Consider the following 11,049-nt stretch of genomic DNA (forward strand, 5'->3'; position numbering starts at 1 on the left):
CGAATGACGGAGCGGATCGAGGGTCACGGCGGGGAGTTGGCGCTGGCGGCACTTCGCGCGCACGGCGTACGGGAGATGTTCACGCTGTCGGGTGGGCACGTCTTCCCGCTCTACGACGCCGCGCACAAGAGCGACTTCCCGATCTACGACGTCCGGCACGAGCAGTCCGCGGTGTTCGCCGCCGAGGCGGTGGCCAAACTCCAGCGCCGTCCGGGCCTCGCCGTGCTCACCGCCGGGCCTGGCGTCACCAACGGCATCTCGGGCATGACCAGCGCCTTCTTCAACGCCTCCCCGGTGCTTGTGCTCGGGGGCCGGGCGCCGGCGTTCCGCTGGGGCTCGGGCAGCCTCCAGGAGATGGACCACCTCCCGCTTGTCGCCCCGGTCACCAAGCACGCCGAGACGGTCTTCAGCACCGACGACATCCCGCGCGCGATCGACACGGCCCTCACCGCCGCGCTCACCCCGCACCGCGGCCCGGCGTTCCTGGACTTCCCGCTGGAGACGGTCTTCTCGGTCTCCGAGGCGGACGTACCAGCGCCGACAGGCGTCGACCCGGTCGAACCGGACCTGGACGAGGTCGGGCGGGCCGCGACGCTCATCGCCGGCGCGCAGCGACCGGTCATCATCGCCGGTTCGGACGTGTACGCCGGTGACGCGGTCGCCGCGCTGCGGGAGGCCGCCGAGGCGTTGCAGGTGCCGGTCTTCACCAACGGGATGGGCCGCGGATCGCTGCCGCCGGAGCACCCCCTCGCCTTCGCCAAGGCCCGCCGGGCCGCGCTCTCCGGCGCCGACGTCGTCGTGGTGGTCGGCACCCCGCTGGACTTCCGGCTCAGCTTCGGTGACTTCGGAGACGCCAAGGTGGTGCACATCGTCGACGCGCCCAGCCAGCGGGCGACGCACGTGCAGCCGGCGGTCGCCCCCGCCGGTGACCTGCGCCTGATCCTCTCCGCGCTTGCCGACCACGCCGGTGACCGGGCCGACCACTCCGACTGGATTGCCGACCTGCGCATCGCCGAGGACGCGGCGAAGGCCCGCGACGCCGCCGAGATGGCAGCCGAGACCGACCCGATCCGCCCGGCCCGGATCTACGGCGAGCTGCGCCGGGTGCTGGCCCGCGACGCGATCACCATCGGCGACGGCGGCGACTTCGTCTCGTACGCCGGCCGTTACCTGGAGCCCGCGCAGCCGGGCACCTGGCTGGACCCGGGCCCGTACGGGTGCCTGGGCACCGGCATGGGCTACGCGATGGGCGCCCGGGTCAGCCACCCGGACCGGCAGATCTGCGTGCTGATGGGCGACGGCGCTGCCGGTTTCTCGTTGATGGACGTGGAGTCGCTTGTCCGCCAGAAGCTGCCAGTCGTGATGGTGGTCGGCAACAACGGCATCTGGGGCCTCGAGAAGCACCCGATGCGGGCCATGTACGGCTACGACGTGGCCGCCGACCTCCAGCCGGAGCTGCGCTACGACACGGTGGTCAGCGCACTCGGCGGCGCGGGGGAGACGGTCGCCAAGGCAGCCGATCTGGGGCCGGCGCTCCAGCGGGCGTTCGACGCCGGCGTGCCGTACCTGGTGAACGTGCTCACCGACCCGACCGACGCGTACCCCCGGTCGTCGAACCTGGCCTGAGTCGCGGCCGCCGCCGTCGCCCCCAGCGGGGCGACCGCGGGCTGCTTCAGACCTCGGGTCGCTCGTCCTCGCGTGGCGGGTCACCGTCGCGGCGGCGCAGGTCGTCCTCGCGACGGCGCAGGTCCTCTTCCCAGCGGCGGAAGAGGTCCTCGTCCTGCTCCTTGGCGCGGTCCTGCACGGAGCGGAGGAACTCCGGGTCGTCGTCGGGGGCCAACGGTTGGCGCTGGGCCGTGCCGCTGACGCCCGGCCAGATCTTGCTGATGCCGGTGGCGGCACCGGGGGTGCGTTGCCGTCCGGCGACGAACCAGGCGATCGACCCGACCAGCGGGAAGAACAAGATGATCAGCGCCCAGACGATCCGGGGGAGGGTGCGGATCTGGTCCTCCTCGGCAGAGAGACAACTGATCAGAGCGCAGGCGGCGAGGACAACCTGCGCCAGGAATAGGAGTATGAAGAGCCGGGCCATGCACCTATGATGGCGCACCGCGTCGCATCACCCCAGTCGGTGAACCGTCAGTGTCACTCCCAGTAGTGCGAATCCGACAGTGCCCAGCGCGACCAGGGGCAGGACGCGACCGCCTGTGGGCGCCGCGCCGGTGCCGGTGCTGCGCCGCCAGCAGAGCGAGAGAACCGCACCCCAGAGCAGCACCGCCGCACCGGCGAGCAGCGCACCGACAGGGCCGTCGTCGGCCCCCAGCCGGACGGTGAGAGCGGTCACCACGGTCACCGTCAGTAGTGTGCGCCGCCAGGCCAGGCGGGTCCGCTCCGGTTGCAGCCCCGGGTCGCGTACGCCGCTCACTGCTCCCCGACCGCCCGGCTCAGCACCGCGATCACCAGCAGCACCGCGCCAGCGCCGACGGAGAGGGCGAGGATGGCGGGGAAGCGGGAGGCGGGCAGCTCCTCGCCGAGCCGGATGGCCCGCTCAGTTCGCGCCCAGTGGTCGACAGCGCGGACCGCGACGGCGGCGCCGAGCAGCAGCAGCGTGACCGCGATGGTTTCCCGCAGGTGGTCGACGGCCAGCGGCGGCAGGAACTGCGCCGCGGCCAGCCCGCCGCCGACAAGCGCCAGGCTGGTGCGCAGCCAGGCCAGGAACGTCCGCTCGTTGGCCAGGGAGAACCGGTAGTCCGGTGTCTCGCCGACGGCGCGCATATCCGCCGGGTCGAACCAACGTCTGATGGCCTGCCACACGCCGTCAATTATCCGCTTCCCATCCGCCTTAGCCTGGGCCGGTGACCGATATCGACGTGCTGACCCTGCGTACCGCCTATGACAACCAACTCCGCCCGGAGATCCCCGACCCGATTCCGGCCGGCGTGACCGTCGAGCGGGACGGCCCGCTGGTCCGAGTCATCGGGCTCGACGCTGGCGGGTTCCTCACCTACCGGGACCTCGGCGGCCTGACCGACGAGGCGCTTGACGAGTTGATCGCCCGTCAGGTGGAGCTGTTCCGGGAGCGCGGCCAGTCGGTGGAGTGGAAGCTCAACGAGCACGACGAGCCGGCCGACCTGGCGGACCGCCTGCGCGCCGCCGGGTTCGTCGCGCAGGAGCGGGAGACCGTCGTGATCGGGCCGGTCGCGCCGCTGGCCGCCGCACTGCCTGTCGCCCCCGAGGGGGTACGCCTGCGTGAGGTGACGTCCCGGGCGGACCTGGAGCGGATCGTCGCCATGGAGGAGGAGGTGTGGCAGGAGGACCGCTCGCACCTGGTGACGGGGCTGGCCAAGGAGATCGACGCCGACCCGCACTCGATCACCGTGGTGGTGGCCGAGGCGGGCGAGACCGTGGTGAGTGCCGGCTGGGTGCGCTTCCCTGCGAACACCGGCTTCGGCACGCTCTGGGGTGGCTCCACGCTGCCGCAGTGGCGTCGTAAGGGCATCTACCGGGCGCTTGTCACCTACCGGGCACGGCTGGCCGACCAGCGGGGTCGGACGCTGTTGCAGGTGGACGCCTCCGAGGACAGCCGGCCCATTCTCCAGCGGCTCGGTCTGGTCCCGGTCACGACCACCACCCCGTACGTCTACACTCCGTGATCATGGAGCAGCGGTTGACGGTCGAGGAGCGGCTGACCCTCAAGACGGGCGCCTTCGGCGCTGTCGTCCTGGTCTCCAACGCCGACCCGGGCGTGGTGGCGCTGTTCCGGGAGAGCTTCGCCGCGTCCGGGGCACTGGCCGACGCCAGCGGTCTGGTCAAGGACGCGCTGACCACCGGCCCGCTGCCCCAACTTCCCCGCACCTCCCAACTGGAGATCGAGTCGGTGGTGCTGCCCGCGCTGGGCAGGGCGGTACGGATCCTGCGGGAGAAGTCGCCGGCGGACGTCGAGGCGTACCGGTCGGTGGTGTTGACCGCGGCGGACCGGGTGGCCCGGGCGCACGACGGTGTGACCTCGGCGGAGGCCGCGGTCATCGACCAGATCCGGGGTGCGTTGACCGAGCCGGCCTGAGGGCGGCCGTGGGTGAGCTGTGTCACCCTGAGTGCCCGGCGGTCGCAACCTACTGACAGGTAACATTGCGTCGTGGGCAACTGCACAGCAGCCCGAGGTTGACCTGGCGTCAACCGACGCGCGAGGCTGCGGCCCAGACCGGGCGAGCCAAATCGCACCACCACACAGGAGGGTCGTCGAAGCGCGATGAATATCGTCGTACTCGTCAAGCAGGTGCCTGATTCGGGCGCGGACCGCAACCTGCGCAATGACGACAACACCGTCGACCGCGGTTCGGCGAACAACGTGATCAACGAGATGGACGAGTACGCCATCGAGGAGGCGCTGAAGATCAAGGAAGCGCACGGTGGCGAAGTCACGATCCTGACCATGGGTCCGGACCGGGCGACCGAGTCGATCCGCAAGGCCCTGTCCATGGGCCCGGACAAGGCCGTTCACGTGGTGGATGACGCCCTGCACGGTTCCTGCGCGGTGGCCACCTCGAAGGTCCTCGCCACCGCCCTCGGCCAGCTGAACGCCGACCTGGTGATCTGCGGCGCCGAGTCCACCGACGGTCGCGTCCAGGTCATGCCGCACATGATCGCCGAGCGGCTCGGCGTCGCGGCGCTCACCGGCGCGCGCAAGCTCACCGTCGACGGCTCCACCCTGACCGTCGAGCGGCAGACCGAGGAGGGCTACGAGGTCGTCACCGCCTCCACGCCGGCCGTGGTCTCCGTCTGGGACACCATCAACGAGCCGCGCTACCCGTCGTTCAAGGGCATCATGGCCGCCAAGAAGAAGCCGGTGCAGACGCTCTCGCTGGCCGACCTCGGCGTCGCGCCCACCGAGGTGGGCTTCGACGGTGCCACCAGCGCCGTCGTGGAGCACAGCAAGCGTCCGCCGCGCTCCGGCGGTGCCAAGATCACCGATGAGGGCGAGGGCGGCGTCAAGCTGGTCGAGTTCCTCGCCACCGAAAAGTTCGTGTGAGAGCGGGTCTGGACATGTCTGAGGTTCTCGTCGTCGTCGAAGCCACGAAGGAATTCGGCGTCAAGAAGGTCACCCTGGAGATGCTCACCCTCGCCCGTGAGCTGGGCACCCCGAGCGCTGTAGTGCTCGGTGGCGCTGGCGCAGCGGAGGCGCTGAGCGCCAAGCTGGGCGAGTACGGCGCGGAGAAGATCTACGCCGCCGAGGGTGACGAGATCGACGGCTACCTGGTGGCGCCCAAGGCCACAGTGCTGGCCGAACTGGTCCAGCGTGTGCAGCCGGCCGCCGTGCTGCTTGCGTCGGCCCAGGAGGGCAAGGAGATCGCCGCCCGGCTCGCCGTCAAGCTCGACAACGGCATCCTGACCGACGTGGTCGGCCTCGATGCGGACGGCACCGCCACCCAGGTCGCCTTCGCCGGCTCCGCCATCGTCAAGTCCAAGGTCACCAAGGGCCTGCCCCTGGTCACCGTCCGGCCCAACTCGGTCACCCCGAGCCCGGCGGCGGCCACCCCGGCGATCGAACAGCTCACCGTGTCGGTCACCGACACCGACAAGCTGGCGAAGGTCGTCGAGCGGGTCGCCGAGCAGAAGGGCTCCCGCCCCGAGCTGACCGAGGCCGGCGTGGTCGTCTCCGGTGGTCGCGGTGTCGGCAACGCCGACAACTTCAAGCTGGTCGAGGAACTGGCCGACCTGCTCGGCGGTGCCGTGGGCGCGTCCCGCGCGGCCGTCGACTCCGGCTTCTACCCGCACCAGTTCCAGGTGGGCCAGACCGGCAAGACGGTCTCCCCGCAGCTCTACGTCGCGCTCGGCATCTCCGGTGCCATCCAGCACCGGGCCGGCATGCAGACCTCCAAGACCATCGTCGCGGTCAACAAGGACGGCGAGGCGCCGATCTTCGAGCTGGCCGACTTCGGCGTGGTGGGCGACCTGTTCAAGATCGTCCCGCAGGCCGCTGAGGAGATCCGCAAGCGCAAGTGACGCTGCGCGTACGTCGATTCGGCCGTCGCCCGGTGATCCGGGCGGCGGCCGATGTCGTGGTGGGGCGTTGATCGACCGGCCGGTTGTGGCGGCTCGGGCGTGGCGGGGAGCGGATCGGCGGCCAGTGTCGTGATGGGGAGCTGATCGGCGGGCCGGGGAGCTGAGCCGGCCCGCCGATCAGCCCGTCAAGGTGCCCCTCAGCAGACTGTCGCCGGAGTGGGCGGGCTTGTTGTCGTACTGCTCGGCGGAGACGTCCACCACCGAGTAGGCACTCAGGTCGACGTTGGGTGGCAGCGGGAGCAGCGCGTCCGAACCCCCACCCAGCGTGCCGACCGAAAACATCTGCATCGTCGTCGGGTTGATGAGCCAGACCTCGTAGTACCCCGGCACGCTCGGGAGATTCGCCACATGCAGATGTAGTTGGCCGCCGTCGAGAACACGGGCGTCGCCGGTGGCCGTGGGAGGCGTCGACCCGTACGCCGCCAGAGGCGCCTGTGCCACCACCGCCGGTGTCGGATCCGGCGGCGGATCGTCCGGCCGCAGCACGGACACCGTGCCCACCACCCCGACCGCCGCAGCGGCGGCTGCTGTCACCGCGGTGGCCGCCCAGCGCGACCAGCCGCGTCGACGGGCCCGTGACCTGCCGCTCGACCGACCTTCCGACCAGTGGCTGCCGGCACCCGGCACCTCAGGACCGGCCGTCGTGCCGCTGACCGACCGCTCGGCTGTCGGCTCGCTGACCGACCGCTCGGTCGGCTTGTTGATCGGTCGCTCCGGAGTCGGGCCGCTGACCTGCCGCTCCGCGCTCGTGCCGCTGAGCGGCTGGTCGACGGTCTGCTGGCGGGGGGCTCCGGTAAGCGACGGCAGTGCCTGCGCAGCGCTGATCTCCGCGGCGATGCCCTGCCAGATGTGCTCGGGCGGGTCGGGCAGGTCAGCCAGGCCCTGCGTCTCCGCACCGAGCCCGGCCACCTGCTGAAGGGCAGTCAGCTCGGCCCGGCAGTGCTCACAGGTGTCGAGGTGGGTGCTCTCCCCGTTGGCCGCCTCGCTCTCACCGAGCGCCAGATAGACCAGCCGGTCGTGGTCCAGGTGCTGCACCGTCCACCTCCCATCTGCGTTTCAAGCTCGCCATACCGCGTCGAATGTGACTCTTCACGGTGCCCAACGGCACCCCTGTCACCGCCGCTATCTGCTGGTGTGTCAGGTCGTCGTAGAAGGCCAACTCCAGCATGCGTCGCTGGTCGTCGGGCAGTCGGGCCAGCTCGTCGGCGATCACCAGCCGGTCCACCACCCGATCCGGGTCGGGGCCGGTCTGCGCCGGCTCGGGCAGCTTCCGGACCGTCTCCACCACACGGGTCTCGCGGGCCGACGCCCGCATCCGGTCGATCACCTTGCGTCGGCCGATGCCGAGCAGCCAGCCGATCAACGAACCCTTGGACGGGTCGAAGGTGTCCCTTCCCAACCAGGCGGCGACGAACGTCGCCTGGGTCACGTCCTCGGCGTCGGCACGGTTGGCCAGCATGGACGTCGCCAGGTGAAGCACGGCACGGCCATAGCGGTCGTACGCCTCGCGGAGCGCCGCCTCGTCACCTTCGCGGAACCGGAGGGCTACGTCGTCCACCGGGGGATCCGGATTCTGTGGTGGCGCCGTCATCGGGCAGCTCGCCTTCGATGGGGCATACCCGACTGTAGCTGCCACAGCCTTCGCCCCACTTCCCCGGTCGATGTCATGTCACCTGCTCTTCGCTCCGCAGGCCCGATCCGGATGCGAAAGCCGTCGAAAAAGAAATCGCGTCCAGAGCGCATCCAGCCGTCGCGCAGCCGGCGTAACCCGTTCTGCAAGCCAGGCCTGACGAATCAGCAGTTATCACCAGGAGGCAGACACATGCAGCTCTCGTACATCCGTCGGGTCGCCGCGGGCGGCGCGGTCGCCGCGCTGGCGTTCGCCGGTGTCGGCGCGTTCACCGCCACCCCCGCGTTCGCCGCCACGTCGAAGGTCTCCGTCGTGCACGGCATCCCGGACACCCCGGTCGACGTCTACGTCAACGGCAAGAAGACGCTTGACAACTTCAAGCCCGGTGACGTGGCCGGCCCGCTGAACCTGGAGGAGGGCGACTACGACATCGCCCTCACCAAGCCGGGTGAGGCGCTCGACAAGGCGATCCTCAAGGTCGACGACGCCGCGGTGCCGGGCGGAGCGAACATCAGCATCGCCGCGCACCTCGACGCCGCCGGCACGCCGAAGATCACCCCGTTCGTGAACGACGTCTCGAAGGTCGGCGCCGGCAAGGCCCGCCTCATCGTGCGGCACACCGCCGCCGCCCCGGAGGTGGACGTACGCGCCGGCGGCACCCCGGTCTTCGAGGGCCTGACCAACCCGAACGAGGCGAAGGCCGACGTCGACGCCGGCACCGTGAAGGCGGACGTCGTGCTGGCCGGCACCGACACCGTGGCCATCGGCCCGGCGGACCTCAACCTCAAGGAGGGCACCGCGACGATCGTCTACGCGATCGGCTCCGCCGAGGGCAAGACCCTCGACGTGGTGGCCCAGACCATCACCGGCCTGCACTCCGCCCCGGGTGGCGTGCCGAGCGGTGACGGTGGCCAGGCCGGTACGGGCGTGGACACCTGGTGGTACGTGCTCACCGGCGTCGGCGTACTGCTGCTGCTCGGCGGCGGGGTGCGGGTCGCTACCGCGCGGACCGGTCGCCAGTGACGGTGCGCAACCGCGGCGCGCTGGCGGCCATGGCCGCCGGCGTTGCCGCGCTCACCGTCGCCACCCTGGTGGCCTGCGGCTCCCAGCCGGCCGAAAACGTCGGCGCGGAGGAGGCGAACGCGCTGGCCACCGCCACCGCGACCCCGCCGGTCACCGGGGACGTCCCGGTGGCCACCGGTGACCTGCCCACCGGCGCGAAGGTCATCCCGCCGGTGCGGCTCGTGATTCCCGAGATCGACGTCACCGCCACCGTCAACGCGGTCGGCATCAACGAACGGACAAACGAGTTCGAGGTACCGCCAAGCGTCGACCAGATCGGCTGGTACCGCTATGGTCCCGGCCTGGAGGCGGACGCCGGTTCGGTGGTCATCGCCGGTCACGTGGACAGCGCCAAGCAGGGCAAGGGTGCGTTCTTCCGGCTGCGCGAGCTGGACAAGGGCGACACGCTCACCGCTACCGGCCGCGACGGCAAGGAACGGAAGTACCGGGTCGTCGCCCGGGAGGAGTACGCCAAGACCAAGATCCCGCTGGACCGGTACTTCGCCCGCGACGGCGAAGCCCGACTGACTCTCATCACCTGCGGCGGGCCGTTCGACGCCAAGGCCCGGAAATACCGCGACAACATCGTCGTCACGGCGGTGCCGGCCTGATCGCGTACGACCGGCGCGGTGCCGGGGCGGGAGCATCCTCCCGCCCCGGCCGCGCTGCTCGCAGGGCTGGCATCGCTCCGGGTCCCCTCCGGCATCCGGCTGCCACCCTGTCGGCCGTAGGCTGAGCGGTGATGGCTTACCTGGATCACGCGGCGACCACTCCGATGCTCGACGAAGCGCTGGAGGCGTACGTCGCTACCGCCCGCGAGGTCGGCAACGCGTCGTCACTGCACGCGGCCGGTCGGCATGCCCGTCGCCGCGTCGAGGAGTCACGCGAGCGGGTGGCAGCGGTGCTGGGCGCCAGGCCATCCGAAGTGATCTTCACGGGTGGCGGCACCGAAAGCGACAACCTCGCCGTCAAGGGCATCTTCTGGGCCCGCCGGGGTGCCCGCCCCGACTGCCTGCGGGTCGTGTCCAGCGCCATCGAGCATCACGCCGTGCTGGACTCGGTCGACTGGCTCGCCGAGCATGAGGGCGCCGAGGTCGGCTGGCTGCCTGTGGACTCCGTCGGCCGCCTCGACCCGGAGGACCTCCGTGCCGAGTTGACCACGTACGCCGATCGGGTGGCCCTGGTCACGGCCATGTGGGCGAACAACGAGGTCGGCACCGTGCAGCCGGTCGCCGAGCTGGCCGCCGTCGCTGCCGAACACGGCGTACCGTTCCACACCGACGCCATCCAGGCCGTCGGCCAGGTGCCAGTCGACTTCGCCGCCAGCGGGGCCGCCGCACTGACCGTGACCGGGCACAAGCTGGGCGGGCCGACCGGGGTGGGCGCACTGCTGCTCGCCCGGGACGTGGCGGCCACCCCGCTGCTGCACGGCGGTGGGCAGGAACGCGACGTCCGGTCCGGCACACTGGACACGGCCGGCATCGTCGCCTTCGCGGTCGCCGTGGAGACGGCGGTGAAGGGCCAACAGGAGTACGCCGCCCGCGTCGCCGCCCTCCGCGACAACCTGATCGAGCGGGTCCGCCGCGCGGTGCCCGAGGCGATCTACAACGGCGACCCGACCGACCGGCTGCCCGGCAACGCGCACTTCTCCTTCCCGGGCTGTGAAGGCGACGCCCTGCTGCTCCTGCTCGACGCCCAGGGCATCGCCTGCTCGACAGGCTCGGCCTGCTCGGCCGGGGTGGCCCAGCCCTCGCACGTACTCCTGGCGATGGGCGCCGACGACGACCGTGCCCGCTCCTCGCTGCGCTTCACGCTCGGTCACACCAGCACCCAGGCCGACGTGGACGCCCTCGTCGCAGCCCTCCCGGCAGCCGTCGACCGAGCGCGCCGAGCAGCCTCCCCCCGCACCCCCCGCTAACAGCCCCACCCCTCCGTCCCCTCCTTCTCGCGCGATCTTGCACTTTCAGTCGCGGATTTGCCCCTTGAGACCTCTTTGTCCAGGCAGGAGTGCAAGATCGCGCGGGCGAGGGCGAGTCGCCCGGTGGGGTCGCGTCGATCATGGAGTTGTGGTGGGGGATGTAGCTCACTTTTCGGCTCTTTCCGGGCACCACAACTCCATGATCGACGGAGGAGTGGGTGGGCACGGGTCCTGGGCCGGGTGGCGTGGGCCCTAGAGCTTGAGTGGGGCGAGGTGTGGGCCGTCGAGGCTTGTCGGAAGGGAAGGGAAGGGGAGGGAAGGGAAGGGAAGGGGAGGGAAGGGAAGGGAAGGGAAGAGAAGGGGAGCGGTTGCGGGG

The 11,049-nt window shown here is 71.0% G+C and carries 13 protein-coding genes; 8 read left to right on the top strand and 5 right to left on the bottom strand.

Going from position 1 to position 11,049, the window contains the following annotated elements; translation table 11 throughout:
• Positions 1-3: 3 nt before the first annotated feature.
• Positions 4-1,626, top strand: a complete 1,623-nt coding sequence (locus ADK66_RS20225) for an acetolactate synthase (RefSeq protein WP_053657630.1) — start codon at positions 4-6, stop codon at positions 1,624-1,626.
• A gap of 46 nt (positions 1,627-1,672) precedes the next feature.
• Here the strand turns inward: ADK66_RS20225 and ADK66_RS20230 are convergent, their stop codons facing one another.
• Genes ADK66_RS20230 through ADK66_RS20240 form a run of 3 tightly spaced genes read right to left on the bottom strand, consistent with a single transcriptional unit; the run spans position 1,673 to position 2,775 of the window.
• Positions 1,673-2,092, bottom strand: a complete 420-nt coding sequence (locus ADK66_RS20230) for a PLD nuclease N-terminal domain-containing protein (RefSeq protein WP_053657632.1) — start codon at positions 2,090-2,092, stop codon at positions 1,673-1,675.
• Positions 2,093-2,119: 27 nt separating this feature from the next.
• Entirely contained in the window at positions 2,120-2,425 is a 306-nt protein-coding gene (locus ADK66_RS20235; RefSeq protein ID WP_053657635.1) for a DUF202 domain-containing protein, read from the bottom strand.
• Positions 2,422-2,775, bottom strand: coding sequence for a YidH family protein (locus tag ADK66_RS20240; RefSeq protein WP_209274489.1), 354 nt, complete (start codon positions 2,773-2,775; stop codon positions 2,422-2,424). The genes ADK66_RS20235 and ADK66_RS20240 overlap by 4 nt, the downstream gene beginning before the upstream one ends.
• Positions 2,776-2,855: 80 nt before the next feature.
• On the opposite strand from ADK66_RS20240, the gene ADK66_RS20245 reads away from it, so the two are divergent.
• The 4 genes from ADK66_RS20245 (at position 2,856) to ADK66_RS20260 (ending at position 6,003) form a co-directional block, all read left to right on the top strand.
• Positions 2,856-3,653, top strand: a complete 798-nt coding sequence (locus ADK66_RS20245; RefSeq protein WP_053657639.1) for a GNAT family N-acetyltransferase — start codon at positions 2,856-2,858, stop codon at positions 3,651-3,653.
• Positions 3,650-4,063: a hypothetical protein gene (locus ADK66_RS20250; protein ID WP_053657641.1), complete on the top strand. Its 414-nt coding sequence runs from the start codon at positions 3,650-3,652 to the stop codon at positions 4,061-4,063. The genes ADK66_RS20245 and ADK66_RS20250 overlap by 4 nt, the downstream gene beginning before the upstream one ends.
• Before the next feature lie 186 nt (positions 4,064-4,249).
• Entirely contained in the window at positions 4,250-5,029 is a 780-nt protein-coding gene (locus ADK66_RS20255) for an electron transfer flavoprotein subunit beta/FixA family protein (RefSeq protein WP_053657643.1), read from the top strand.
• Positions 5,030-5,043: 14 nt separating this feature from the next.
• Entirely contained in the window at positions 5,044-6,003 is a 960-nt protein-coding gene (locus tag ADK66_RS20260) for an electron transfer flavoprotein subunit alpha/FixB family protein (protein WP_053657645.1), read from the top strand.
• A gap of 177 nt (positions 6,004-6,180) precedes the next feature.
• On the opposite strand, the gene ADK66_RS20265 is transcribed toward ADK66_RS20260, so the two are convergent.
• Both ADK66_RS20265 and ADK66_RS20270 read right to left on the bottom strand, forming a co-directional pair.
• Complete coding sequence (locus ADK66_RS20265) at positions 6,181-7,098, bottom strand: anti-sigma factor (protein ID WP_053657647.1); 918 nt, start codon at positions 7,096-7,098, stop codon at positions 6,181-6,183.
• Positions 7,052-7,654 carry an RNA polymerase sigma factor gene (locus tag ADK66_RS20270; RefSeq protein ID WP_053657649.1) on the bottom strand — a complete coding sequence of 201 codons (603 nt, stop codon included), beginning with the start codon at positions 7,652-7,654 and terminating at the stop codon, positions 7,052-7,054. The genes ADK66_RS20265 and ADK66_RS20270 overlap by 47 nt, the downstream gene beginning before the upstream one ends.
• Before the next feature lie 231 nt (positions 7,655-7,885).
• On the opposite strand from ADK66_RS20270, the gene ADK66_RS20275 reads away from it, so the two are divergent.
• From ADK66_RS20275 to ADK66_RS20285, 3 genes are all read left to right on the top strand, one after another.
• Positions 7,886-8,716 (top strand): DUF4397 domain-containing protein, encoded by an 831-nt coding sequence (locus ADK66_RS20275; RefSeq protein WP_053657651.1) that lies wholly within the window; start codon positions 7,886-7,888, stop codon positions 8,714-8,716.
• Entirely contained in the window at positions 8,713-9,366 is a 654-nt protein-coding gene (locus ADK66_RS20280; RefSeq protein ID WP_053657653.1) for a class F sortase, read from the top strand. Before ADK66_RS20275 ends, ADK66_RS20280 begins: the two co-directional genes overlap by 4 nt.
• A gap of 131 nt (positions 9,367-9,497) precedes the next feature.
• On the top strand, positions 9,498-10,673 hold the full coding sequence (locus ADK66_RS20285; protein WP_053657655.1) for a cysteine desulfurase family protein: 1,176 nt from the start codon (positions 9,498-9,500) through the stop codon (positions 10,671-10,673).
• Positions 10,674-11,049: the final 376 nt, after the last annotated feature.

The sequence above is a fragment of the Micromonospora sp. NRRL B-16802 genome, assembly GCF_001279555.1.
GTDB lineage: Bacteria > Actinomycetota > Actinomycetes > Mycobacteriales > Micromonosporaceae > Micromonospora > Micromonospora profundi.